Raw genomic sequence first — 26,869 nt, 5'->3', positions numbered from 1 at the left:
TGCGCTGCAGCCGGGCTACGACGCGCCCGCCTCGTGCGCATCGGCGACGATCACCTCCACCGCCTTCTCGCTGACCATGTACACCGCCGAGACGATGAAGAAGCCCGGGATGCGCGGGAAGATGGAGGCGTCGACCACCCGCAGGCCCTGGCAGCCGACGACGCGGAAGCGGCTGTCGACCACGGCCATGGGATCGCCCGCCGGACCCATGCGGCAGGTGCAGGAGGCGTGGTGGCCCCAGGCGTTGTCGCGGATGAAGGCTTCGACCGCCTCGCGCCCGCTCACCTCTCGGCCGGGATAGACCTCCTCGGCGATGACGTCGCCGGCGCGGTCGGCCATGCGGCGTACGGTCTCCACGCCTTCGACCACCGCCGCCATGTCGTCGCCATCGGGGGTGCCTTCGTCGAAGTAGTGGAAGTCGATGTCGGGCGGATCGCGCGGGTCGCTCGAGCGCAGGGTGACGCGGCCGGCGGTGTTGTGGGTGTGGGCCTTGAGCACCGCCCAGGTGAAGTGCTTGCGGTCTCGGGCGATGTCCTGCGAGTAGCCGGGGTAGTAGCCGCGGAAGTTGCCCAGCAGGCCGAACAGGAACAGGTCGGGCGCGCGCTTGTCTTCGGTGGAGCGCTTGAGCAGGGCGACCACGGCGCCGTTGGTGGTGTAGGGGCCGGTGCCCTGCTGCCATTCGCGGAACGCCGGGTCGGGAGGCTCGCCCGGTGCGGGTGGGCGGAAGGTCATGCCCTTCATGAGCGCGAAGTCGCCGCGCATGCGGTTGACCACGGTGACTTCGTAGCGATCCTGCAGGTTCTCGCCCACGCCGGGCAGGTCCACGCGCACCTCGATGCCGTGCTTCTCCAGTTCCGCCCGCGGGCCGATGCCGGAGAGCTTGAGCAGTTGCGGGGTGTTGAAGGCCCCGGCGCAGAGGACAACCTCGCGCCGCGCGGAGAGGCGGATGCGCTCGCCCTCCCCCTGGCTGCCGGCCGCCGGGTCGGCCCGATAGAGATGTGCACCGGCGAGGCATTCCACCCCGGTGGCGCGATTGGCCTCGTCGAACAGCACGCGGCTGACCAGGGTGTGGGTGCGCACCGTGAGCCGGCCGGGGCAGAGGGCGGCCACGGCCTGCACGTATTCGCGGCTGCCCACGCGGCGGCCCTGGTGGGTGGTCAGCGGCGTCATGCACACGCCTTCGACGTCGTCCTTCACCAGGCGCCAGTCGTTGGGGTCGAGGTCGCTGCGCAATTTGCGCCAGAGGCGCGTGATGGGGTTGCTCAGGGTGCGCAGGGATTCGCGCACCGCGCCCTTGACCAGGCGGATCACGAAGACGTCGCGCAGCATCAGCCTGGGGTCGGCCACGTTGGTGCTCAGCCAGCCGCAATAGCCGTGACGGCTGGCGGGGTCGCGGTCGCCGTATTCGCAGCGCTCCAGGCGCTCGAAGTAGCGGCGCATGGTGTCGCTGCGCCAGCTCGCGTCGCCGGTGAGCGTGGCGATGTGGTCCCAGTCGCTGTTGTGCGGGTAGATCAGGATCATGGCGTTGTGGGCGGTGCAGCCGCCCAGGGTGGCGGCGCGCGGGTAGAGCACGCCGCCTTCGCGCTCGCGGTACTTGAAGTCGCGTTTCTGGCGGGTCTCGTCGCGGTAATGGCGTACGAAGAAGTTCCAGGAATAGCGCGGGTCCTCCGAGGCGCGCGGATGGAAGGCCGGCACCTGGTAGTCGTAGGAATCCTCGTCGCCGCCGGCCTCGATCAGCAGCACCCGGAAGCCGCTGCGCGCCAGGTTGGCCGCCAGCGGGCCGCCGCCGGCGCCGGAGCCGACGACGATGTAGTCGTAGGCGTCGTCCGCCCCGCCCGGGCAGGCGAGCGGCTCCGGTTCGGGCAGCGGCGGTCGCAGCCAGCTGGCGCAGCCGGAGAGCAGCGCGCCGAGCGCCGAGACGAGCGCGGCGCCCGCCCGCAGGAAGCGCCGCCGGGGCGGCGGGCTCACATGGTCTTGAGGAATTCGATCAGTGCCCACTTGTCGGCGTCGGAAAGTCCCGGTTCATCAGGGGAATAGTCGGTGCCGAAATAGTGGCCGCGATTGACCACGAAGTCCGGGCACTTGCTGATGTCGAGCAGCGGATCGACCAGGTTGGCGAAGGCTTCCCGGGCCTGTGCGTCGGTCGCGTCCTTCGGTAACGCGTTGAGGTCGCCGCGGATCTTGAGCAGCACATCCAGCGCCTTGCCGCGCTGATCCAGATCCATGTTGCTGACCAGATTGATGGGCGTGCCCTTGGGGATGGGGCCGATTTCGACGCCGTCCTCGCCGAACAGGGGCGAGCCGAGCTTGGCCAGCGGCGTGACCAGGGGCTGCAGGAAACCGGGCAGATAGCCCTTGGGGACGCGCAGGAAAGTCTGCGCCGAGGTCACGTCGATGACGCCGGGCACCCGCTTGCCCGAGGCGGTCACGTAGGTGTGCGCGCCCTTGCGCCTGGCCGGCCACAGCAGTTGCTCGATGCCGCTGTCGAAGGACTTCATGCGATCGGCCACCGAGCCCGACCAGTAGAAATCACCCAGGGTGTTGTTGAGCAGGAAGGGCGCCGTCGACCACACGCTCACCAAGGACGCCGGGCGGATGTAGCCGCGCCCGCCGGCGGGCATCTGATACGGGCGCGGCTCGCCGGTGTAGGGCTGATGCACGGTGATCGTGCCCACCGAGGGCAGGTTCTTGTACGACTCGGAGGAGAAGTTGTCCCAGATGTCGCCGCGGATGGCGTTGGTGGCGAGCGAGGCGCAGGCGTTGGTCTCCAGCAGCGTGACCGGCACGCGCAGCTCGTTGGACAGATAGTTGTCGTGGAGGAAGTCCCTGGCCTTGACGATGCGCGTCATCTCGCGCTTGAACTCGGGCGTCTTGGTCCACGCCCAGTACTGGTTCCAGCACTTGAGGTAGTCCGGGCCGACGCAGCCGTTGCCGGGGAAGAAGCTCGGCGTCTTTGCGGGCATCTTGCTCGAATGGCAGCGCGCGCAGTTCTCGGCGAACACCACCTTGCCGCGCTCGAGCTTGGCTTTGTCGGTGGTGAGGTAGGCTGCCCCTCCCGGGGCGTTCTTGAGCAGATCCGGCTGCGCGGAGGCGAGGAAGAACAGCGCCACGTCCGGCGTCTGCGCCTCGGTGGCCTTCCAGTAGCTGGAGTTCTTGTTGGCGGTGGCGATCGGGAAGGGGGTGAAGCGCTTGCCGCCGACGAAGGGGCGGAAATGCTCCAGCCATTCCTCGCTGAACAGGCCGATGTTCACGAACACCCGGTTGAGCGCCCCGAGCGCGCCCACCGAATCGGAGCCGTCCTTGAGCACGCGTGGCGTCCACACCTTGTCCGGCGCCTCATAGAACTGCGCCAAGGGCGAGCCGGCCGGCACATATTTGTTCAGGTGCTCGTTGTCCAGTTCGCCGCCGGCGAGCTTTTCCTCCCCCAGCAGCTTGGCGAGCCTGAGGCGCGCGCCGAGGTTGTACACCGCGTTCATGGTGCGCGGGTTGTTGATGTAGTCGGTGGAGATGAAGGAGGTGTCCAGCGCGCCGGGGCGCGAGGTATGGAAGAGCTGGTAGGGAAAGCTGGACGGGTCCACGTTCCATACGAAGATGCGGTCCACCCAGAAATACTGCGCCCCCGGATTGGAGTTGAGGTTTTCCCACTTCGGATGCTCCGGGTCCTTGGGCGGGTTGCTCGGGTTGGGCCCCACATGGCAGAAGCCGCAGGACATGCCGACGCGGTAGGGGCGCACCAGCTTCTTGTCGTTGTAGTAGCTCGGGTCGGTGTAGAAGCGCACCGGATCCCACTTGGCCGCGGCGGCCTCGTCGAAGTCCGGATTCGGGAACAGGCGCAGGCCGACGATGCCGGTGGCGTAGCCATAGTAGGAGCCCACCGGCACGGTCTTGCCGCGTGCGCCGATCTTCACGCCGGGGTACTTGGCTTCGTTCTCGAAGGGGTCGGGCTTGCAGCCGGGACTGCGCACGTCCAGCCACAGGCCGAAGCGGTCGGCGCGCGGGCCGGTCCCCTTCTCGAAGCACGGCTCGTTCACCAGGCCCAGGTACTTCCAGCGGTTGTCGCGGCTGTAATTCAGGCTCGGGTGGTTGGAGAGGATCTTGAGGAAGTCGAGCAGGCCCACGCTCTTGGTGGCGAGCAGATCCCACATGCGGTCGTTGCCGCCGGTCCAAACGATCCAGTTGTTGCGCCCCTTCACCGCCGCGGCCTTGGCGTCGGCCGGAGCGATGCCGGGCACATAGGGATCGAGCGCCTTGGCCACCGCGGCCGGGTCGCGGGTGATGCCGTAGTCCATGTCGGCGAAATAGTCCTCGTCGGCCGCCGGGAAGGTCTCGGCGCCGCGCCCGACGCACAGCGCCTCGTCCAGAACCGATCCGGCGCCGCTGCCGCAGGGCTTGCCGAAGGGCAGCAGGGCACAGGCGGCCAGCGCCAGGGTGAGGCCGGATGCCAGGACAACGCGAAGTTTCGTCTTGCTCATGATCTTCTCTCCGTGGGCTCGGGCCGCCGATCGCCCCACCCGGACGTCATCATGCCCGAGGTGCCGGCGCACGTGTTTCACTATAGACGGCGAATCGCATGCGAACGTCCTCGGGATCTCCCGCAGGCGGCCTCGCGGCGGCACTTGGCCGGGTCACGACGCGGATTGGGACACCCCGCCGACGCGCATTTGAATCCCCCGGCGTTTGCCACTAGGCTCGGGGGCTCATGCATCGCCCCCGCACCGCCATGCCCGCCTTCGCCTACGCCACCGACCACCCCGCCCTGCTCGCCCATCTGCTCGGCCGCGAGCGCCTGCTGATCATTCAGGATCTCGACGGGGTGTGCATGGACCTGGTCGCCGATCCGCTGACCCGGCGCCTGGAGCTCGACTATCTGCACGCGGCGCGGCGCCTCGCGGGCGAGTTCTTCGTGCTCACCAACGGCGAGCACATCGGCAGCCGGGGCGTGAATGCGCTGGTGGAGCGCAGCTGCGGGCATCTCGATCCGCGCGCCCATCGCCTCTACCTGCCGGGCCTCGCCGCCGGCGGCGTGCAGTTCCAGAGCGCCGACGGCGAGGTCTCGCACCCGGGCGTGAGCGCGGCGGAGCTGCAGTTCCTGGCCCAGGTGCCGGCCCGGGCGCGGCACTGGCTGGCCACCGTGCTCGCCGAGGCGCCATTTGCGCTGCCGGCCGGGCAGATCGCCACGCTGGTCGACACCTGCGTGCTCGACAACCCGGTCTCCCCCACCCTGAACCTCAACCTGGCCTTCGCCGCCCTGCACGCGCACCCGGGCCGATATGCCCTCTTGCAGACACGCACCGCCCGGTGGTGCCAGGCGCTACTGGACAGCGCCACGGCCGCGGGGCTGGGCGAGTCCTTCTTCGTCCATTACGCGCCCAACCTCGGGCGCGACGCGCACGGCGAACGGCTCAAGCCCGCCGAGGGCGACAGCGCCGGCACCACCGATTTCCAGATCATGCTGCGCGGCGCGGTCAAGGAGGTGGGCGTGCTGGTGCTGCTGAACCGCTACTACCACCGCCTCACCGGCCACCACCCGCTGGGGGCGGATTTCAACGCCCGCACCGCGCCCACCGAGCGCGACCGCCTGCTGGCGCTGGCCGAGGCGCATTTCGACCCGGCCCTCATGCCCACCCTCATGGGCGTCGGCGACACCCTGACCGCCTCGACCCTCGACACGGGCACCGTGCGCGGCGGCAGCGACCGTGGCTTCCTGACACTGGTGCAGGACCTCGGCGTCCGCTTCGGCAGCGGCAACATCGTCGCCTTTGTGGACAGCAGCGGTGGCGAGATCCGGCGCCCGCGGGTGGCCACCGAGCATCTGCCCCACGCCCCCGCCCGGGCGCTGGCCGGCATCAGCGACGCGGACGACCCGCTCATGCTCAACGCGATCTTCCCCGGGGGCTATCGCCAGTACCTCGCCTTCTTCGCGCAGCTGGCGGCGCGGCGGGCGCCCGGGGCCGACTGGCCAACGCCGCCGGCGTGAGCCAAGCTGGAAGGGACGCCTCGTCGGGAGCCCCCTCCATGCCCAGCACCCTCACCCACATCGCCCTGCACGTGCGCGACCTCGATGCCTGCATCGCCTTCTACCGCGACTACGCGGGCATGGAGACGGTGCACGAGCGCGCCGCCGACGGCAAGCGCGTGGTGTGGCTGGCCTCACCGGGCCAGGGCGCGCGCTTCATCCTGGTGCTGATTCCGGGCGGACCGGGCCAGCAGCAGGCGGCGGACGACTTCTCCCACCTGGGCTTTGCGCTCGACAGCCATGCGGCGGTGGATGCGATCGCCGAACGGGCACAAGCGGGTGGCCTGCTCGAATGGCCGCCGCGCCAGGAGCCGTATCCGGTGGGCTACTACTGCGGCGTGCGCGACCCGGACGGGCGCTTCGTGGAGTTCAGCTACGGGCAGCCGCTGGGGCCGGGGGCCCCGGACACGGCCCAAGGGCGGTCTGGCGCGTAAATCTCGGCACTGGAAAACGTGCGTTGTCGCCCATGGCGGCGCAACCCGTCCTCGCAACAGATCCCGCCATGGCGGCGGGTCGCGCCTTGTTCCGTGTCTTCATGGACACAACGCGATCCGCCGGATGAACGCCCTCGGACCCTAGCGCGGTGGCTTGCAGCGCTTGCCTTCGTACTCGAAGCGGTTGAGCTTGTAGGTGCGCCCGTTCCAGCGCTGGACCGGAAAGCAGAATCCGGGACCGCCCACCTCCAGATCGGGCCAGCCCCCGCCCCCCGGATGGCCAGGAAGCGCGGCATGCCGATGCCGCTGGTGATCTTTGTCCAGCGCCCGTTCGCCTGCCGGCTGACCAAGGTGTAGCCCACGCCGGCCATGCCGAAGCAGTAGCTGCTGCCTTCACTGATGACCGCCTCGGGGCGTCCATCACCGTTCAGATCGGCCACCTGGTCGATGTGGCCGGGCGAATAACTGGCCGTGCCCGGATCGTCGCAGCCATGCCACTGGCCGCCGCGCTGCATGAAACCGGCCGCCTGGAAGGCCGCCGCCTGCTCGGCCGGAGCGAGCGCGGGCGGCGTCGCCGCGTGGGCGGCACCGGCGAGGGCCACCCAGAGTGGAAACCATCGGATCGAGCCCATGACGACCTCCAGCGGAATGCGCGCCGGAACGGCGTCGCGATTCCACTGTAGGCGGCAGGACATCGCCCGGCAAGGCGGTGCGGAACCCCGCGCCGCGCCGGGGCGTCCCACCACGCAGGCGGAAAGCTCGTTCAGCAGGGTCGCGCGCCGTCGTCCATGATGAAGAGGTACGCGCCCGCCCGCGCGGCGGCGATCGCAATGCACTGGAGGAGACATGAACACAGGAGAAGCAGCCAAGGCCGATCTGGTGGACACGGTGGTGACGCAGCTGCGCCAGCGCCTGCCGGCGGAGCAGGCGGCGCTGGCGGAGACCTTCGTACGCCAGTATTTCGCCCAGGTCGATCCGGACGATCTCGCCAATCACGCGGCCGCCGATCTGTATGGCGCGGCGCTCAGCCACCTGAACTTCGCGCGCCACATCGAGCGCGGCAGCGCCAAGTTGCGGGTGTACAACCCGCAGCTCGACGAGCACGGCTGGCAGTCGACCCACACGGTGATCGAACTGGTGCAGGAGGACATGCCCTTCCTGGTCGATTCACTCATCATGGAAATCAACCGCCAGGGGCTGGCCCAGCATCTGATCATCCATCCGGTGATGAAGGTGGCGCGCGACGCCGGGGGCGAACTGCAGTCGATCGCCGGCACCCAACGCGACGACGCCGGGCGCCTCGAGTCCATCATCCATGCGGAGGTGGACCGGCGCACCTCGGCGGCGGACCTGGAGGCACTCGAGGCCGGGCTGCGCAAGGTGCTGGCGGATGTGGCGGTGGCGGTGGAAGACTGGCGCAAGATGCAGCACCGCGTCATCGAGGCCATCACCGAGATCGAGGAGCAACCGCCCCAGGGCGTCGCCAGCACCGAAGAGGAGCGCGCCTTCCTCCAGTGGGTGGCCAACGATCATTTCACCTTTCTCGGCCATCGCGAATACGTGCTCACCGAGGAGGACGGCGAAACCCAGCTGCGCGCGGTCCCCGACAGCGGCCTGGGCATCCTGCGCGAGATGGGCGCCGAGCGCTCCAGCGGCTTCTCCGCACTGCCGCAGGAGATCCGCGAGCAGGCGCGCGAGCCGGTGGTGCTGGTGCTGACCAAATCGAATTCGCGCTCGACGGTGCATCGCGCCGCCTACCTCGACTACATCGGCATCAAGCGCTTCGATGCCCAGGGGCGGGTGACCGGCGAGCGCCGCTTCCTCGGCCTGTACACCTCGGTGGCCTACCATGCCGGCCCCGCGAGCATCCCCATCCTCCGGCGCAAGGTCAGCCATGTGCTCGCCCGCGGCGGCTTTCTGCCCAACAGCCACGGCGCCAAGACCCTCGCCACCATCCTGCAGCAGTACCCGCGCGACGAGCTGTTCCAGATCGACGACGACGAACTGTACGAGATCGCCATGGGCATCCTGCGCCTGGGCGAGCGGCTGCGCACGCGGCTGTTCGTGCGCCACGACCCCTACGGGCGCTTCTTCGCCTGCCTGATCTACACCCCGCGCGAAAACTACAACACCGAGATGCGCCAGCGCTTCCAGGCCATCCTCATGAAGGCCTTCGACGGCCACGGCTCGGACTTCGAGGTGCAGCTATCCGATTCGGTGCTGGCCCGCATCCTCATCATCGTGCGCACCCCGCCGGGCACCATGCCCGACTACGATGTGCACGAGCTGGAGGCCCGCCTGGTGCGTGCGGCGCGACGCTGGGAGGACGGCCTGCACGCGGCGCTGGTCGAACGCTGCGGCGAGGAGCGCGGCAACGCCCTGTTCACCCGTTACCGGTCGGCGTTTCCGGCCGGCTACCGCGAGGAACACGACGCCCGCAACGCGGCCCAGGACGTGGAGCTCATCGACACCCTGGCGGACGACGGCCTCGGCCTGAGCCTGTATGTGCCGCTGGAGGCCGCGGCCGGTCAGCTGCGCTTCAAGATCGTCTGCCGCGGCACCGCGGTGCCCCTGTCCGACAGCCTGCCGATGCTCGAATCCCTGGGCGTACGGGTGATCGAGGAGCGCCCCTACGAGGTGTTGCCCGAGGCCGACGAGCGCGCCTGGATCCACGATTTCGGTCTCCATCTCGACACCATGGAGACGCAACCGCTGGAGCGCCTGCGCGACGTGTTCCAGGAAGCCTTCCGGCGGCTGTGGACCGGGCAGAGCGAAATCGACAACTTCAACCGCCTGGTCACCGGTGCCCTGCTCGGCTGGCGCGAGGTGGCGCTGCTGCGGGCCTACGCGCGCTACATGAAGCAGGCCGGCTCGGCCTTCAGCCAGACCTACCTCGGCCAGACCCTGAGCGCCTACCCGGACCTGGTGCGGCAGCTGATCGCGTTGTTCCGCCAGCGTTTCGATCCGGCGCTCGCCGGCGATTCGGACGCCCGCGCGCAACAGCTGGTCGAGCGCATCGAGGCCGCACTGGACGCGGTCGCCAACCTCGACGAGGACCGCATCCTGCGTCAGTTCCTCGCGCTCGTCGAGGCGAGCCTGCGCACCAACTACTTCCAGCGCGACGACGCCGGCGAACCCAAGTCCTGGATCGCCTTCAAGCTCGACCCGGCGTGCGTGCCGGGCCTGCCCGAACCGCGCCCGGCCTACGAGATCTTCGTCTACTCCCCGCGCATGGAGGGCGTGCACCTGCGCGGCGGCTCGGTGGCCCGCGGCGGGCTGCGCTGGTCGGACCGCATGGAGGACTATCGCACCGAGGTGCTCGGCCTGGTCAAGGCGCAGATGGTGAAGAACACGGTGATCGTACCGGTGGGCTCCAAGGGCGGCTTCGTGGTCAAGCAGCCGCCCGCTGGCGGCGAGCGCGACGCACTGCAGGCCGAGGGGCTCGCCTGCTATCGCACCTTCCTGCGCGGCATGCTCGACCTGACCGACAACCGGGTCGGCGGCCAGGTGGTGCCGCCGCCCGACGTGGTGCGCCGCGACGGCGACGACCCCTACCTGGTGGTGGCCGCCGACAAGGGCACCGCCACCTTCTCCGACCATGCCAACGCCGTGGCGCACGAATACGGCTTCTGGCTCGGCGACGCCTTCGCCTCGGGCGGCTCGGCCGGTTACGACCACAAGAAGATGGGGATCACCGCGCGCGGGGCCTGGGAGTCGGTCAAGCGCCACTTCCGCGAACTGGGCCACGACACCCAGAGCGAGGATTTCACCGTGGTCGGCATCGGCGACATGAGCGGCGACGTGTTCGGCAACGGCATGCTGCTCTCGCCCCACATCCGCCTGGTAGCCGCCTTCGACCACCGCCACATCTTCATCGACCCCAGCCCGGACGCGGCCCGGAGCTTCGAGGAACGCCGTCGCCTGTTCGCCCTGCCGCGCTCCTCATGGGCCGACTACGACAGCACCCTGATCTCCGCGGGCGGCGGGGTGTGGCCACGCAGCGCCAAGTCCATCAGCCTGCCGCCGGCCGCGCGCAAGGTGCTGGGCATCGAGCGCGAGTCGCTCACGCCGCTCGAACTCATCCGCGCCATCCTCCTCGCCCCCGTCGACCTGCTCTACAACGGCGGCATCGGCACCTATGTGAAGGCAAGCGCCGAGAACAATGTCGAGGTCGGCGACCGCGCCAACGACGGTATCCGCGTCGATGCGGCGGACCTGCGCGTCAAGGTGGTGGGCGAAGGCGGCAACCTGGGCGTGACCCAGCGCGGACGCATCGAGTTCGCCCTCGGGGGCGGCCGGATCTACACCGACGCCATCGACAACTCCGGCGGCGTCGCCTGCTCCGACCACGAGGTGAACATCAAGATCCTGCTCGACGCGGTGGTCACCGCCGGCGACATGACACCCAAGCAGCGCGATGCCCTGCTCGAGGAGATGACCGACGAGGTGGCCGCGCTGGTGCTGCGCGACAACTACTTCCAGGGTCAGGTGATCTCGGTGTCGTGCTCGCGCGCCGCCGAGCTGCTCGACAAGCAGGCGCGCTACCTGCGCCACCTGGGCAACAGCGGACGCCTCAACCGCAAGCTCGAATTCCTGCCCTTCGACGAAGAGCTGGCCGAGCGCAAGGCGCGCAACCAGGGCCTGGCGGCACCGGAGCTTGCGGTGCTGCTCGCCTACAGCAAGATGGAACTGTACGAGGCGGTGCTCGACGCCGACGTGCCCGAGGACCCGTACATCGCCACCGCGCTGACCCGCTACTTCCCCAAACCCCTGCGCGAGCGCTTCGCCGACCCGATCCTGGCCCACCCGCTGCGCCGCGAGATCATTGCCACCCACGTGATCAACAGCATGATCAACCGGGTGGGCGCCAGCTTCGTGTTCCGCGTGCAGGAGGAGTCGGGCGCCGCGCCGGCGGACATCGTGCGCGCCTACATGGCCACCCGCGAGGTGTTCGGCCTGGTGGACTTCTGGCAACAGATCGAGGCCCTCGACAACGTGGTCGCCGACGCCACCCAGACCGGCATGATCATCGCCGCCCAGCAGCTGATCATGCACGGCACCCTGTGGTTCCTGCACCGGCGCAGCCACCTGCAGGACCTGGACGTGACCCTGCGGCGCTTCGGCCCCGGGGTGGGCGAGCTGACCCGCAACCTGCCCCACCTGCTGGCACCGGCCTACCTCGAGGATCTGGAGCACGAGGCCGAACGCCTGACCGGGCTCAACGTGCCCGAGTCGCTGGCACGCCGTGCCGCCGGCATGGACGCCCTGCACAGCGCCCTGGACATCGTCGAGGTGGCGGACCGGGTCGAGCGCGACACCGAAACGGTGGCGCAGATCTATTCGGCCATCGACGCGCGTCTGAACCTGCACTGGCTGTGGCGCCAGATCGCCGCGCTGCCGGCAGACAGCCACTGGCACGGCATGGCGCGCAAGGCCATGCTCGACGACGTGGCCAGCCGCATGCGCGAGCTCACCGCCGGGGTGTTCCGTGGCGGCCGCCCGGAGGACGACGCCGCGGCGCTGCTGGCGCAATGGGCCGAGACCCAGGCCTATCAGCTTGGCCGCTGGGAACAGGTGCGCGGCGAACTGCAGAACGCCGGCAGCCTCGACATGGCCATGGTCTCGGTCGCGCTGCGCGAACTGCGCGTGCTGGTGCCGGCCACGGCCACCGAGCCGTGAGGCGAGCATGCCACGCCCGGACACGACCCGGCCGACCAGGATGCGGCATCGCAACATTTCTGGATCGGGGCTCGCTTTGTGCCTATATTCAGACAAATGCGCCCGACACCCCGTCGGCGCGACATCGACTTGCCGCACATCCAGACCCGATCGGCCGGACCGCGCACCGCGCCGACCGGGCGATGCCGCCTCGCGTGCCCGAAGACGGCACGGACGACACGTTCCGACTCACTGGTGCTTCCTCGCTGGCCGCCCCCCACCGCCAGCGCATGCTTGACCCGACAGGAGTGACCCATGGCCACGGACGAACAGGCGAAAGCCGATAAGAAAACCTCCCTCACCACCAAGATCATGATCGGCATGGTTGCCGGCGTGGTCGTCGGGCTGATCTTCAACCAGATCGACTCGGCCTTCATCGACACCCACATCGTGGGCGGTTTGTTCGCCATGGTCGGCAAGATGTTCGTCAACGCCCTGAAGATGCTGGTGGTGCCGCTGGTGGTGTTCTCGCTCATCTGCGGCGTGCTCGGCATCGGCGACATCCGCATCCTCGGGCGCGTGGGCGGCAAGGCCTTCGTGCTCTACCTGCTCACCACCGCCATCGCCATCGCGGTGGCCATCGGCATCGCCTCCCTCGTCGGGCCCGGTGCGGGCTTCAACATGGAGGGGGTGGACACCGGCGGCATCGTCGCCAAGGAGGCACCGAGCGTGTGGCAGGTGTTCGCCAACATCGTGCCGACCAATCCGGTCGCCGCCCTGGCCAACGGCGAGATGCTGCAGATCATCTTCTACGTGATCGTGCTCGCCGTGGCGGCGCTGATGCTCGGCGAGATGTCCGAGCCCTTCGCGCGCGCCTGCGAGTACATGAACGAGCTGATGATGAAGATCGTCGGCATCGTCATGTCCGCCGCGCCCTACGGCGTGTTCTGCCTGATCGCCAAGACCTTCACCGAGCAGGGACCGGAGCTCTTCGTCCCGGTGCTCGCCTACGTGGGCACGCTGGTCGGCGCCCTGTTCCTGCACCTGTTCGTGACCCTGATGATCATCCTCAAGGCCTTCTCCGGCCTCGACCCGTTCACGTTCATGAAGAAGATCCGGCCGGCACAGATCTTCGCCTTCTCCACCGCCAGCTCGAACGCGACCATTCCGGTCACCTACCGTTGCGTCACCGAGCGTATGGGGGTCGACAACTCCGTGGCATCGTTCAGCGTGCCGCTGGGCGCCACCATCAACATGGACGGCACCGCGATCATGCAGGGCGTGGCCACCGTGTTCCTGGCCAACGTCTATGGCGTCGATCTCGGCCTGAGCGGTTACCTGACGGTGATCGGCATGTCGGTGCTGGCCTCCATCGGCACCGCCGGGGTGCCGGGCGTCGGCCTGGTCATGCTGACCATGGTGCTCGGCCAGGTGGGTCTGCCGATCGAAGGGATCGCGCTGATCCTGGGGGTCGACCGCTTGATGGACATGATCCGCACCGCGGTCAACATCTCCGGCGACGCCGTGGTCACCGCCATCGTCGCCAAGAGCGAGAACAAGATCGACATGAAGGTCTTTGCCGACCCCGAAGCCGGCACCACCTCCGACGAACTCGACATCGACCCGGCCGCCGAAGCGGCGCTGGCCAACATCACCCACCCGCACCCGTCGGCCTGAGCGCTTCGCGCCGGGCACAAACGAAAAGGCCGCCCGACGGCGGCCTTTTCACATGCAACCCGCGCCCGCTCACTTCAGGCCGAGCAGTTCCACCTCGAACACCAGGGTCGCGTTGGGCGGGATCACGCCACCGGCGCCACGGGCACCGTAGCCCAGCTCCGGCGGAATGGTGAGCTTGCGCTTGCCGCCCACCTTCATGCCCTGCACGCCTTCGTCCCAACCGCGGATCACGTAGCCCTGGCCGAGCGGGAACTCGAAGGGATCGTTGCGATCCTTGCTCGAATCGAACTTGCTGCCATTGGTCAGCCAGCCGGTGTAGTGCACGGTGGCCTGACGGCCGGCGGCGGCCAGCTCGCCCTCGCCGATCTCGATTTCCTCGTAGATCAGGCCGCTTTCGGTGGTGATGGATTCGGACATGATGCCTCCTTGATGCGTTGAGCCGCTCATTGTACCGGCTTCACGCCCCGCATCATCGCGAGACGGGCGGAAACACCCGCTCGGTCCAGTGCGCGCTCGCGTAGGCCATCACCGGCAGCACCACCAGCAGCGCCGGCGGCACCAGCACGGCGCCGAGCACGGCCACGGCGAGCACCATCGCCCACATCAGATGCACCAGCGGCGCACGACCGATGGCCCGCACCGAGGCGACCACCGCGGTCACCAGCGTGCCCTCGCCGCGCACCGCCAGCGGGATGCCATGCACGGTCACCGCGAACACGATCAGGGCGAGAAACCCCCCCGCCACCCCGGACCCGGCATGGAAGCGCCAGGCCACCGCATCGGTGGGGACCGCCGCCGCCCAGCCATCGTGCCAGCGCCCCACCATGAAGCTGTACAGGGTGCCTGCGTCGGTCAGCCACACCAGCGCCATGAAGGTGCAGAAGGCCCCGAGCACCCACACCGGCCGCGGCGCGGCGGCCATGGCCTTCAATGGCAGACCGGGCGGCGTGTCGTGCCCGCGCCGATGCGCCTCGCGCACGCCGAGAAAGCCGCACAGGGTCACCGGCCCGAAGAGCATGAAGGCGCCGACCAGCGGCAGCACCAGCGGCGCCAGCCCCAGCGCCACCAGAGCCCGCGCCAAGAGCGCGCCGACGACCAGGAAGGCGGCGGCAAAGCCCATGCTGACCCGGGGCAGGCGACAAAAATCCGCCCACCCGGCCCGCAGGGCCTGCACCATCCAGCCCGCCTGTGCGACGGCGGGCACGCCATGAATCGACATCCGGCCGATCTCCGCTGCAAAACCCGCATTGTCGGCGACCGGCACGGCGGGAGAACACGATATGGATCAAGCCACGGAACGATCAGCGAAAGCTCAGGGACCAGCGCAGATCGACGGCATTGTCGGTGCCGGCGCGGCCGATCACGGCGAGCCGGCGGGTGAGCTGGTGGGTGAGCTTGACCACATGCTCGACGCCGGACAGGCTCTGCTCGAAGGACAGCGTGGTGTCGGCGGACAGGCGCTTGCCCACCGACAGCACCTGGCCACTCACCGTGGCCTCGCCACGCGCGGCCGAACCGCCCCCGACCACCGAGCTGGTGGACGTGCGCCCGACGCTGTTGAGCTCGCCCTGGCCGATGGACAGCTCGTCCAGCCCCAGGCCGGCGGCCAGCTGATCGCTGATGCCGCCCCCGGGACCGCCGAGCAGGGCCTGCGCCGCCGGCAACAGCAAGGCCGCGTCACCGCTGCCGCCCTCGGGCGCCCGCCCGAGCACGATCCAGCTGAGTTTCTCCGCATCCGGCACCTCGGGCGTGGACACCAGCGAGACCACCGGGCGACGCACCGTGCCGGCAATCGACACCCCCGCCTCCACCGCCAGCCCCTTGCGCAGGGCCACCACGTTGAGCCCGGGGTTGTCGAGCGGCCCCTGGAAGTTGACCACGCCGCGCTCGATCACCAGCTTCTGCCCGTAGCCCTCGTAGGTGCCGCCCACCGTCTCGAGCGAGCCGGTGGCCCGCAACGGTTCGCCGCTGTTGGCCACCAGCACCAGCTGGCCGCCCAGGCGGGTGTCGAGCCCCAGCGCCGACAGGTACAGCTGCCGCCCCAGGTCGATGGCGATGCGCGCCTTGAGCTGGCGCTGGCTGGGCGGCGCCGTCGCTTCGCGGCCGAGCACCTTGACGTCGCCCGACAGGCTCGGCGCCGGCGTGCGCGCGAATTCCAGATAGCCCCCATCGGCCACCACGCTCGCCTCGATGCGCGGCGCCTCCCAGCGGGTGTCCATGCGCCCCTTGCCGCTGACCGCCAGCCAGCGGTCGGCACGCTGGAACAGGGGCAGGCGGTCGGCCTCGATGTCCAGGCCGCCCTCGCCGTCGGCCAGGCGCAGGCTGCCGTGCGCGCTCAGGGTGCCGGGGGTGCGCGTCAGCGCCGCGTAAGGCACCCGGCTGTCGCGCGGGCGCACCCGGCTCTCGGAGACGAAGCGCAGGGTGTCGATGTCGAGCCGTTCGGCATCGAAGCGCGCGTCCAGGGTGCCGCCGGCCAGGCGCAGGCCTTCGCCGACGAGCTCGAGCAACAGGCCCTGGCCGCTGATCTGCCCGGCACCGACCGGATCGGCCGGCGTGCCGCTGAGGGAGAAGGCCGCCTTCAGGCGTCCGTCGGTGCGCACCACCGGGCTGGCCAGCGGCCCGATCCAGGCAATCGACGGGATGTCCAGGTCGGCCGAACCGAGCAGCGGCGCCTGCATGTCGAGCTGCCACACGCCGCCTTCGCGCTTGAGCTGCGCGGTCGCACTGCCGGACAGCTCGCCCAGCGCCGAGCCGGCCGCATCGACCCCGAGGGCGAGACGGCGGCCGTCCAGCGAGGCGAGCACATCGAAGCGGCTGAGACCGAAGCGCACCACCGTGTCCCCGGTCAGGATCAGATCGCCGGACTCACGGAACAGATGCACCGTGCCATGGGCCTGCTGGTCGAAGTCCAGATCCCATTTGCCACCCAGCACCAGGTCGCCGCCGCCCCGCTTGGGGCGCGCGTCGGGGCGGGTCTCCAGACCCAGGGTGAGCCCGCTCACCTGCCCCGACGTGCTCAGCCGACCGGGCGACCACCGGGTGGGCGCGAACGCGATCGTCCCGCGCTGTCCCGCCGAGAGTGTGCCGGCGCCGATGCGCACCTGATCGGCCGCCAGCGACAGCGTCACCGGCGCGCTCAGCGCGAGCGGCAGACGACCGGTGGTGGTCAGTTCGCTCAGGCGACCCTGCCAGGTCTGCCCCTTGTCGAGGCCACCGCGCAGCTGCACATGGCCCCCGTCCTCGGGCGCCTTCACGCTCAGATCGATCACGTGCTCGCCGCGGCTCCCCCGGGCGGTGAGATCGACCCGGGTGAGCTGCACCCGGGGGCCGGCGTCAATCGCGCGGGCCTCGAGATCCACCGCGAATCGCCCCTGCTCGCCGGTATCCAGTTCGGCCGACAGCTTCGCCTGGCCGATGCGCACACCTCCGGGCACCACCAGCGCACGCGCCTGACCCTGCGCCGTGCCGACGGGCCGGCTACGCCCACCGGTGAGCTGGCCATCGAGGGTGAGCGCGCCGGCGAAACCCTGCCCCAGCGCCGCCAGTTGCGGCGCGTCCAGGTGCCAGTCGAGCCGGTCGGCCGGAGCCCCCCAGGCCCCCTGGGCGGTGAGCCGGTTCTGCCCCAGCGCGAGGCTCAGGTCGGCCTTGGCGAGCCGGTCGGTGTGCCAGGCAAACTGGCCGGTCCCGCTCAAGGGCTGACCGGCGAGGCGGCTGTCGGCGATCGTATAGCGCCCCTCGGCCCGCGGGGTGGCCGCCTCACCGCGGGCCTCGAGCGCGACCGACACCGCGCCCTCGGGCGCTTCGGCCCAGAAGGCCCGGGGGTTGATCGCACGGGTGCGCACGCGCGCCTCGAAGGGCATGGCGCCCTCGAGCGTCACCGTTCCGGTGATCGCGGCACTCGCCTGGCCCTGCTTGAGATCCGCCTGCTCGATCACCACCCGGGTGCCGGCGTGGCGCGCTTTCAGATCCAGCGTGAGCCCGGCGTCGGCCAGCGCCGCCTGCACCCGCTCGCCGCCGCCGTCGGCATCCAGTGTCACCGGCCCGCGCAGGGCGGTCGCCGGCAGGCGCGCATCGATGGCCTTGAGATTCACGCCCTCGAGCGCCACCTCGGCCCCGGCGGGCGCGTCGGCCGACCAGTGCGCCTTGCCGGTGAGTCGCCCGCCTTGCGGGATCGACAGCGCCAGCGTATCGAGCGCCACGGCCTGCGGCGCCAGTGCCAGCTCGGCATCGAGCCCGCCAAGCGGCAAACGCTGCTGGTCGAGGCGCCCGGGGGCGGCGTTGGCGATCGACACCGGCCCCACCAGCCGCCCGGCCTCGCGTTTCAGGCTCACCTTGAGCGACAGGCCGGCGGCGGGCAGAGCGTCGCGCCAGCGCGCCGGATCGATGCCCTCGCCCGCGATCACCAGCGCACTCGCCGGCAATTCGGCGAACGGCGTGAGCGTGCCCGATACCGACACGTGGGCGCCGCCCCCCTCGGCCTTCGCCGTCATCTCGATGGCCTCGAGCACGCCGCCCAGCGTCGCCTCGGCGCTCACCTCGGGGCCGAGCAGCGCGGTGCGCCAGCGCGCCTGGCCGTCCACCTGCATGGGGGCGAGGGTGTGCAGGGTGAGATCGGCGCCACCGCTGCCCCAGGGGGTCTGCACGGTGTCGACGACGGCATGCACGCGGTCCGCCCCGGCCTCGATGCGGCCGCTCAGCGCCGAGACGAGCACCCGTCCGCCGCCGTCCGCGAGGGGAAACGGCGCCAGCGCCAGCGTGCCGAGGCTGAACCGCTCGAGCCGGATCGCCAGCGGCAGGGTGACGCCAGCGGGCGCCCGGGCCGGCGTCCCGTCTCCGGGCGGGGTGGCGATGGCGACGCGGCGGGCTGCAAGCGCATCGACGGCGAGCTGGCCACGCAGCAGCGCGGCAGGCGACCAGTCGAGCTCGAGGCCGTCCACATCGAGATGCACGGTGTCGAGACGCACGCGCACGCGATCGACCTGGAGCGGCCCGATCAGACGCCCTCGGGCGCCTTCGAGCCGGATACCGTCCTGGGTAAGCTGCGCCAGCCAGGCCGTGCCATGGGCCAGTCCCGACGCCGAGCCGACGAGCCAGGCGATGCCGCCGGCCAGCAGCAGCACGAGTGCCGCCAGCACCGCGATCAGGCCGCGCAGGACGCGTCGATGCGGTTGGGGGGGCGGCGCCTCGCTCATGCCTGCCTTGGGGCCTCAGCCGAACAGCTGCTGCAGCGCCTCGCCAGGGTTGGGGGCGCGCATGAAGGCCTCGCCCACGAGGAAGGCATTGACCTTGTGCGTGCGCATGCGCTGCACGTCGGCAGCCGACAGAATGCCGGATTCGGTGATCACCAGCCGGTCGGCGGGGATGCGGTCGAGCTGGTCGAGGGTGAAGTCGAGGGAGACCTCGAAGGTGCGCAGGTTGCGGTTGTTGATGCCGATGAGCGGGGTGCGCAGCTGCAGGGCCAGATCGAGCTCGCCCTCGCTGTGGCTCTCCACCAGCACCGCCATGCCGAGCGCCTCGGCGACCGCCTCGAGCTCCTGCATCTGCGCCAGCGACAGGGCGGCGACGATGAGCAGGATCGCATCCGCGCCCATGGCGCGCGCCTCGAGCACCTGCCACGGGTCGATCATGAAATCCTTGCGCAGCACCGGCAGCGCACACGCGGCACGCGCCTGCTGCAGATACTCCGGCGCCCCCTGGAAGAACTGGCGGTCGGTGAGCACCGACAGGCAGGCCGCGCCGCCGGCTTCATACGCGGCGGCGATCTCGGCCGGCACGAAATGCTCGCGCAGCACGCCCTTGGAGGGACTGGCCTTCTTGACCTCGGCGATCACCGCGGCCCGACCGGCCGCCACCTTGGCACGCAGGGCGCCGGCAAAATCGCGCGGCGCCGGCTGGGCCCGCGCCTCGCGTTCGATTTCGGCAAGCGGCCGCGCCAGCTTGCCGGCGGCGACCTCCTCGGCCTTCACGGCGAGGATCTTGTTCAGGACATCACTCATTCGATTCTCGGGAGACGGAGCACCGCACCGCGGGATACCGCGCCACGGCCTCACTTCGTTCAGACAATGGACCGCCGCTCAGGCAAAGCGTTGCGTGTAGCGCGCGAATGCATCCACCTTGGCGCGCGCGGCGCCGCTGGCGATGACCTCGCGTGCCTTGCCGATGCCATCGGCGACGGTGTCGGCCAGCTTGGCGGTATAGAGCGCGACGCCGGCATTGAGCACGACGATGTCGCGCGCCGCGCCGGGCACGTTGTCGAGCGCGCCGAGCAGCATGCCTTTCGACTCGGCCGCGTCATGCACCTGGATCTGGCGCGCCGACTGCATCTGCAGGCCGAAGTCCTCGGGGTGGATGTCGTACTCGCGCACCTGCCCGTCCACGAGCTCGGCGACCATGGTCGCGGCCCCCAGCGACACTTCGTCCATGCCGTCGCGGCCGTGCACCACCAGTACATGGTCGGCGCCCAGGCGCTGCATGACGCGCGCCTGGATGCCCACCAGGTCGGGATGGAACACCCCCATCAGGGTGTTGGGCGCACCGGCCGGGTTGGTGAGCGGGCCGAGGATGTTGAAGATGGTGCGCACCCCCATCTCCTTGCGCACGGGGGCGACGTTCTTCATGGCGCTGTGGTGGTTGGGCGCGAACATGAAGCCGATGCCGGTCTCGGCGATGCACTCGGCGACCTGCTCGGGCGACAGGGCCAGATTCACGCCCAGCGCCTCGAGCACGTCGGCACTGCCGGAGCTGGACGAGACGCTGCGCCCGCCATGCTTGGCCACCCGCGCGCCGGCCGCCGCGGCGACGAAGATGGTGGCGGTGGAGATGTTGAAGGTGTGGATGCCGTCGCCGCCGGTGCCGACCACATCGAGGAAGTTGTCGTTGGGCGGGGGCACCGCCACCTTGGTGGACAGCTCGCGCATGACCGTGGCGGCCGCCGCGATCTCGCCGATGGTCTCCTTCTTGGTGCGCAGGCCGGCGAGGATGGCGGCGGTCTGCACCGGCGAGATCTCGCCGGCCATGATCCGGCGCATGAGGGCGACCATCTCGTCGAAGAAGATCTCGCGATGTTCGATGACGCGCTGGAGCGCTTCCTGGGGCGTGATGTTCATCGTCTCTTCCTTCAGGCGGTGCGTTCGAGAAAGTTGCGCAGCAGGTCGTGGCCGTGCTGCGTGAGGATGGATTCGGGGTGGAACTGCACGCCCTCGACCTCGAGGGTGGTGTGGCGCAGGCCCATGATCTCGCCGTCGTCGGTCCAGGCCGTCACCTCGAGGCACTCGGGCAGGCTCTCGCGTTCGACGGCGAGGGAATGATAGCGGGTGCACACCAGCGGGTTGGGCAGGCCCTTGAACACGCCGCGGTTTTCATGATGCACCTCGGAGACCTTGCCATGCATGAGCTGCTTGGCGTGCACCACCTTGCCGCCGAAGGCGGCGCCGATGCTCTGGTGGCCCAGGCACACGCCGAGGATGGGCAGCTTGCCGGCGAAATGCCGGATGGCCGCCACCGAGATGCCCGCTTCGGCGGGCGAACACGGCCCCGGCGAAATCACCAGCTGGGTGGGCGCCATCCCTTCGATCTCGTCGACGGTGATCTCGTCGTTGCGGTAGGTACGCACCTCGGCGCCCAGTTCGCCGAAATACTGCACGAGGTTGTAGGTGAAACTGTCGTAGTTGTCGATCATCAGCAACACGTTGCTACTCCTGTGGCGGTCGCTCAGGCGACCGCTTTCAATCCGAAATGCGTCCTGACCTCGGCCGCACTCATGAGGCCGATGCCCAGCGCGCCCAGCACCTCGGCCAGGCGCGTCACCTGGTCGGCATTGTCGCGCAGGGGCCTGCCATCGGCGGCGGTCATGTTGTTCTCGAAACCGACGCGGCAATGCCCCCCCGCCAGCGCGGCCTGGGTCACGCAGGCCAGTTCCGGCGCCCCGAAGGCGCACACGCCCCATCGCCATCGCTCGGGGACGTGCGGCAGGTAGGCGAGGATGTCGGTCGGGCGGCTGGTGGTACCCGAATAGCGCCCGAGCACGATCAGCACCCACGGCTCGGCCTGTGGCAGCCAGCCGGCCTCCCACCAGCGCACCAGCAGGCGGAGCTGATCGAGCGAGTAGATGATGTACTGCGGCACCGTGCCGGCCGCCGCGGTTTCGGCGAGAAAATCGCGCACCGCGCCGGTCTGCGCCTCGTCGTCCGGGTCGAGCAGCTCGTTGAGGTTGAAGGTGATCATCTCCGGCGTCAGGGCACGCTGCACCGCCATCATGTCGGCGGGGGCGAAACGCCCCACCCGCTCGGTGGTCGGCTGCACGACGATGTCGCTCAGTTCGCGCACCGCGGCGATGGCCTCGCGATAGCGGCCCGCATCGAGGCTGTGCGCCCCGTCGCCGTCGCGCACATGCAGGTGCAGGATGGAGGCACCCTGACGCGCGCACAGCAGCGCCTCGGCAGCGATCTCGACCGGTGCGAGCGGAATCGCCGCATGATCGGCCTTGCCGCGCCGCGCCCCGTTCGGCGCCACCGTGAGACACACCGCGGGCGCGCTCACTTGAGCTTCCCGGCGGCGCGCAGGGTGTCGCAGGCCTTGTCGATCGCCTTGTGCAGCAACTCGACCAGGCGGCCGATCTGCGCCTTGGTGATGATGAAGGGCGGCGCGATCAGCACATGGTCGCCGCGGCGCCCGTCGATGGTGCCGGCCATGGGGTAGATGATCAGGCCGAGCTTGAAGGCGGCCTCGCCCACCAGCTGCTTGAACCCCAGTTCCGGCTCGAACGGCTCCCGGGTGGCCCGGTCGGCGACGAACTCCACCCCGGCGAACAGCCCCTTGCCGCGGATGTCGCCCACGTGCGGGTGGTCGTCCAGATGCTCGTGCAGGCGGCGCAGCAGCTCCTCCCCCATCTTCGCGCTCTTGTCGACCAGATTGTGTTCCTTGATGTAGTTGATCACCGCGACCCCGGCCGCCGCCGCGAGCGGATGCCCCATGTAGGTGTGGCCGTGCTGGAACACGTTGCGCCGGTTGGTGAAGGTGTCCACGATGCGGTCGTGCACCAGGGTGGCGCCAATGGGCACGTAGCCGGCGGCCAGCCCCTTGGCCACGCACAGCATGTCGGGCACCACGCCCCAGTGGCGCATGGCGAACCACTTGCCGGTGCGGCCCATGCCGGTCATCACCTCGTCGGCGATGAGCAGCACGTCGTAGCGGTCGCAGATCTCGCGGATGCGGCGGAAGTAGCCGTCGTGCGGCACCAGCGCGCCGGCGGTGGCGCCCACCACCGGCTCGGCGATGAAGGCGGAGATCTTCTCCGGCCCCACCTCGAGGATGGCGCGCTCCAGGTCGTCGGCGCACTCGATGGCGCAGTGGGCCGGGTCCTTCTTGAACGGGCAGCGGTAGCAATAGCACGGGGCCACGCGCGGGCGCTGGTAGAGCATGGGCTCGTAGATCGCCCGGCGCCACGGGTTGCCGCCGGCCGCCAGCGCCCCCAGGGTGTTGCCGTGGTAGCTCTGCTCGCGGCCGATGACCATCCATTTTTCCGGCCGCCCCATCTGCACCCAGTAGGCGCGCGCCATCTTGATGGCCGACTCGACCGCCTCGGAGCCCCCCGACACGAAATAGGCATGGTTCAGCCCGCCCGGCGCCAACTCCGCCAGCAGGCCGGCGAGTGCTTCCTGCGGGCGGTTGGTGAACTGGCTGGTGTGGGCGAATTCGCAGCTGTCGAGCTGGGTCTTGAGCGCCTCGACCACCTCGCGCACGCTGTGGCCGATGGACGAGACCACCGCGCCGCCGCAGGCATCCATGTAGCGCTTGCCCTTGGTGTCGACGAGATAGATCCCCTCGCCCCGGGCCACCATCGGATAGTCGGCGAACGGATTGCGGTAGAACACATTGGTCTCTTCACCCATGGGGCACCTCCTGCCGTATCGTTGTTCTCATCCGGCCCGCAGGCCGGTGGGGATCAGTCCAGTTCGGAGTCGAGACCGCGTTCGGCCATCTGGGCGGCGCGCAGCATCGCGAGCGCCTTGTTGCGCGTTTCCGTCCATTCGTTGTCGGGCACCGAGTCGGCGACGATGCCGGCGCCGGCCTGCACATGGATCTGACCGTCCTTGAGCACGGCGGTGCGGATGTTGATGCACAGGTCCATGTCGCCGTGAAAACCCAGGTAGCCGGAGGCGCCGGCGTACATGCCGCGCTTGACCGGCTCGAGCTCGTCGATGATTTCCATGGCGCGCACCTTGGGCGCCCCCGACACCGTGCCGGCCGGGAAGCTGGCGCGCAGCACCGCGAGCGCGTCGAGCCCCTCGCGCAGCGTGCCTTCCACGTTGGAGACGATGTGCATCACGTGCGAGTAGCGCTCGATGGTGAACTGGTCGGTCACCTTCACCGAGCCGGTCTGCGCCACCCGGCCCACGTCGTTGCGGCCCAGGTCGAGCAGCTGCACATGCTCGGCGCGCTCCTTCTCGTCGGCGAGCAGATCGGCCTCGAGGGCCACGTCCTCGTCCTGGGTCTTGCCGCGCGGCCGGGTGCCGGCGATGGGGCGCAAGGTGACCTTGTCGTCCTCGAGGCGCACCAGGATCTCGGGCGAGGCGCCCACCACCTGGAAGTCCTCGAAGTTGAAATAGAACATGTAGGGCGAGGGGTTGAGCGTGCGGATGGCGCGGTACAGCGCCAGTGGCGTGGCCGCGAAGGGCTTGCTCATGCGCTGGGAGAGCACCACCTGCATGATGTCGCCCTCGACGATGTAGTCCTTGGCCTTCTGCACCGCCGCCTTGAAGGCGTCCTCGCCGAAACTGGACACCGCCTCGGCCGGCTCGGCGCGGGTGTCGGCCGGGATCTGCACCGGCGAGCGCAGCTTGTCGATCAGCTCCGCCAGACGCTGCTTGGCGCGACGGAAGGCGCCGGGCACCTGCGGGTCGGCGTAGACCACCAGGGTGAGCTTGCCCGACAGGTTGTCGACGATGGCGATCTCTTCGGAGAGCAGCAGCAGGATGTCCGGCGTGCCCAGCGGGTCCTCGTGCTCGGCGTGGGCCAGGCGCGACTCGATGTAGCGCACCGTGTCGTAGCCGAAGCAGCCGACCAGGCCACCGGCGAAACGCGGCAGGCCGTCGCGCGGCGGTACCTTGATGCGCGCCATGACCTCGCCGATGAAATCGAGCGGGTTGGTGTCGTCGCGGCGCTCGATGAGGCTGTTGCCATTGAGCAGCAGGGCATCGCGACCATGCACCTCGATGCGGGTGCTGGCGGCCAGGCCGATGATGGAATAGCGACCGAAGCGCTCACCGCCCTGCACGGATTCGAGCAGGTAGGTGTAGGGCGCGTCGGCCAGCTTCAGGTAGATGGACAGCGGGGTGTCGAGATCGGCGAAGGTCTCGAGCGTGACCGGGATACGGTTGTAGCCCTGTTGGGCCAGGGCCTTGAATTCAGATTCCAGCATGGGTGACTCCGGGTTCGGCGGTTCTTATTCGAAAGCGGCGGCACACGTGGGCCGCACGGACGGCGGGCAGCCCCCGCCGATGGTCGGTGGCGCTAGCGCCACGACCATGAACGCCAGCCGCGCCAGCATGAGCTGCCTGCGCGAACCGGGGCGATCTCCTCTCGAAACGGCGAACGTGATTGAGTCACGATGAATCTTTCGGTTGGGCCTGAAAGCGGTGAATTCATTGGGTTTCAGCAGCCGAGCAGCGGTGGCAGCTCGGCAAGTCTCGATAGTAGCCCATCGCAATTGATGGTGTCCACCGGCACCCCCTCGGTGTAGCCATAGGTCATGAGCAGCACCGGCACGCCGGCCGCCCGGGCGCATTCGGCATCGTTCGCCGAATCGCCGACCATCAGCGTGCGCTGCGGTGGCACCGCCAGCGCCGCGCAGGCATGCAGCACCATGTCCGGCGCCGGCTTCTTGTTCGGCAGCATGTCGCCACAGACGAGCGCGCCGAAATGGTCGGCCAGGCCGGTGGCCACCAGCAGCGGTTCGGTGAAGTCGCGCGCCTTGTTGGTCACCACGCCCATGGCGAAGCCGCGCGCCTTGAGCGTGTCGAGGGTGTCGCGCACCGTGTCGAAGGGCACGGCGCGCCGGCCGTTGGTGTCGCGGTAGTGGCGGCGGAACACGTCCACCGCCGCGTCGAAATCCGCCGCGCCCATGTCCGGCTCGGCCAGACAGCGCTCCACCAGCTTGGGGATGCCCTTGCCGACGAAGTTGCGCACCTCCTCGCGCGACCGCAGCGGCCGGCCGAGCTCGGCGAGCATGCGGTTGGCCGCTTCATGCAGATCGTCGATGGTGTCGAGCAGGGTGCCGTCCAGATCGAACAGCACCGCATCCACGTCGAAACGCGCGCTCATGCCGCACCGCCGACGCTCGCCAGCTGCGCCCGCAGGGCGCCGATCACGGTGTCGTAGCGGTTGGGATCCTCGTCCCGCGCGGCGCCGAACACCGCCGAGCCGGCGACGAAGGTGTCGGCCCCGGCCGCGGCGATCTCGGCGATGTTGTCGATTTTCACCCCACCGTCGATCTCGAGCCGGATCGTGCGCCCGCTGCGCTCGGTGTAGGCGTCGATCTTCGCACGCGCCGCGCGCAGCTTGGCGAGCGCCTCGGGGATGAACTTCTGCCCGCCGAAGCCCGGGTTCACGCTCATGAGCAGCACCATGTCGAGCTTGTCCATGACATGGTCCAGGTGATGCAGCGGGGTGGCCGGATTGAACACCAGGCCGGCCTGGCAGCCGGACTCCTTGATGAGCCCGAGCGAGCGGTCGATGTGTTCGGACGCTTCCGGATGGAAGGTGATGAGGTCGGCCCCGGCCTTGGCGAAGTCGGGGATGATGCGATCGACCGGCTTGACCATCAGGTGCACATCGATGGGTGCCGTGGTGTGGGGGCGGATCGCCTCGCACACCAGCGGGCCGATGGTCAGGTTGGGCACGTAATGGTTGTCCATCACGTCGAAATGAATCCAGTCGGCCCCCGCGGCGATCACATCGCGGACTTCCTCTCCGAGGCGGGCGAAATCAGCCGACAGCAGGCTCGGCGCAATCTTGTACATGGCAACTCCAATCTTGAGGAACGTCCCGATCCCGTTTTTTTGCGCCATTCTACCGTGACCGCGCC

Annotated in this window: 17 protein-coding genes; 4 read left to right on the top strand and 13 right to left on the bottom strand. The window is 69.5% G+C overall.

Annotated elements, in window-relative coordinates:
* Positions 1-15: 15 nt before the first annotated feature.
* Together G3580_RS05080 and G3580_RS05075 are read right to left on the bottom strand one after the other, a co-directional pair.
* Positions 16-1,968, bottom strand: coding sequence for a GMC family oxidoreductase (locus G3580_RS05080; RefSeq protein WP_217424605.1), 1,953 nt, complete (start codon positions 1,966-1,968; stop codon positions 16-18).
* Complete coding sequence (locus G3580_RS05075; RefSeq protein WP_173764231.1) at positions 1,965-4,472, bottom strand: hypothetical protein; 2,508 nt, start codon at positions 4,470-4,472, stop codon at positions 1,965-1,967. The genes G3580_RS05080 and G3580_RS05075 overlap by 4 nt, the downstream gene beginning before the upstream one ends.
* Positions 4,473-4,699: 227 nt before the next feature.
* Between G3580_RS05075 and stpA the strand changes: the two genes are divergently transcribed.
* From stpA to G3580_RS05050, 4 genes are all read left to right on the top strand, one after another.
* Entirely contained in the window at positions 4,700-5,977 is a 1,278-nt protein-coding gene (gene stpA / locus G3580_RS05070; protein ID WP_173764230.1) for a glucosylglycerol 3-phosphatase, read from the top strand.
* A gap of 38 nt (positions 5,978-6,015) precedes the next feature.
* On the top strand, positions 6,016-6,450 hold the full coding sequence (locus G3580_RS05065) for a VOC family protein (protein ID WP_173764229.1): 435 nt from the start codon (positions 6,016-6,018) through the stop codon (positions 6,448-6,450).
* An 846-nt stretch (positions 6,451-7,296) separates the two neighbouring features.
* A complete protein-coding gene (locus G3580_RS05055; RefSeq protein ID WP_173764228.1) occupies positions 7,297-12,129 on the top strand; it encodes an NAD-glutamate dehydrogenase in 4,833 nt (1,610 codons plus the stop codon).
* 294 nt (positions 12,130-12,423) lie between these two features.
* Entirely contained in the window at positions 12,424-13,785 is a 1,362-nt protein-coding gene (locus G3580_RS05050; RefSeq protein ID WP_173764227.1) for a dicarboxylate/amino acid:cation symporter, read from the top strand.
* Between the two features lie 69 nt (positions 13,786-13,854).
* Here G3580_RS05050 and G3580_RS05045 read toward each other — a convergent pair whose 3' ends face one another.
* The 11 genes from G3580_RS05045 to rpe form a co-directional block, all read right to left on the bottom strand.
* Positions 13,855-14,202: an FKBP-type peptidyl-prolyl cis-trans isomerase gene (locus tag G3580_RS05045; protein ID WP_173764226.1), complete on the bottom strand. Its 348-nt coding sequence runs from the start codon at positions 14,200-14,202 to the stop codon at positions 13,855-13,857.
* 52 nt (positions 14,203-14,254) lie between these two features.
* On the bottom strand, positions 14,255-15,004 hold the full coding sequence (locus tag G3580_RS05040; RefSeq protein ID WP_173764225.1) for a DUF2189 domain-containing protein: 750 nt from the start codon (positions 15,002-15,004) through the stop codon (positions 14,255-14,257).
* Positions 15,005-15,086: 82 nt separating this feature from the next.
* The gene (locus tag G3580_RS05035) at positions 15,087-18,977 is read right to left on the bottom strand and encodes a translocation/assembly module TamB domain-containing protein (RefSeq protein WP_173764224.1); all 3,891 of its coding nucleotides are present in this window, start codon (positions 18,975-18,977) and stop codon (positions 15,087-15,089) included.
* Positions 18,978-18,992: 15 nt separating this feature from the next.
* Positions 18,993-19,781, bottom strand: coding sequence for an indole-3-glycerol phosphate synthase TrpC (gene trpC / locus G3580_RS05030; protein ID WP_173764223.1), 789 nt, complete (start codon positions 19,779-19,781; stop codon positions 18,993-18,995).
* A gap of 78 nt (positions 19,782-19,859) precedes the next feature.
* Complete coding sequence (trpD, locus tag G3580_RS05025; protein ID WP_173764222.1) at positions 19,860-20,891, bottom strand: anthranilate phosphoribosyltransferase; 1,032 nt, start codon at positions 20,889-20,891, stop codon at positions 19,860-19,862.
* 11 nt (positions 20,892-20,902) lie between these two features.
* The gene (locus G3580_RS05020; RefSeq protein ID WP_173764221.1) at positions 20,903-21,472 is read right to left on the bottom strand and encodes an aminodeoxychorismate/anthranilate synthase component II; all 570 of its coding nucleotides are present in this window, start codon (positions 21,470-21,472) and stop codon (positions 20,903-20,905) included.
* A 23-nt stretch (positions 21,473-21,495) separates the two neighbouring features.
* Positions 21,496-22,323, bottom strand: a complete 828-nt coding sequence (locus tag G3580_RS05015) for a BKACE family enzyme (RefSeq protein ID WP_173764220.1) — start codon at positions 22,321-22,323, stop codon at positions 21,496-21,498.
* Positions 22,320-23,675 (bottom strand): aspartate aminotransferase family protein, encoded by a 1,356-nt coding sequence (locus tag G3580_RS05010; RefSeq protein ID WP_173764219.1) that lies wholly within the window; start codon positions 23,673-23,675, stop codon positions 22,320-22,322. The genes G3580_RS05015 and G3580_RS05010 overlap by 4 nt, the downstream gene beginning before the upstream one ends.
* Before the next feature lie 53 nt (positions 23,676-23,728).
* Positions 23,729-25,204 carry an anthranilate synthase component I gene (gene trpE / locus G3580_RS05005; RefSeq protein WP_173764218.1) on the bottom strand — a complete coding sequence of 492 codons (1,476 nt, stop codon included), beginning with the start codon at positions 25,202-25,204 and terminating at the stop codon, positions 23,729-23,731.
* Positions 25,205-25,437: 233 nt separating this feature from the next.
* Positions 25,438-26,106 (bottom strand): phosphoglycolate phosphatase, encoded by a 669-nt coding sequence (locus tag G3580_RS05000; RefSeq protein ID WP_173764217.1) that lies wholly within the window; start codon positions 26,104-26,106, stop codon positions 25,438-25,440.
* On the bottom strand, positions 26,103-26,804 hold the full coding sequence (gene rpe / locus G3580_RS04995) for a ribulose-phosphate 3-epimerase (protein ID WP_173764216.1): 702 nt from the start codon (positions 26,802-26,804) through the stop codon (positions 26,103-26,105). The genes G3580_RS05000 and rpe overlap by 4 nt, the downstream gene beginning before the upstream one ends.
* Positions 26,805-26,869 lie beyond the last annotated feature (65 nt).

The organism is Nitrogeniibacter mangrovi (genome assembly GCF_010983895.1).
Classification (GTDB): Bacteria; Pseudomonadota; Gammaproteobacteria; order Burkholderiales; family Rhodocyclaceae; genus Nitrogeniibacter; species Nitrogeniibacter mangrovi.
Note: the sequence above shows the minus strand (reverse complement) of the source record. Positions and strands in the feature narration are given on the sequence as shown.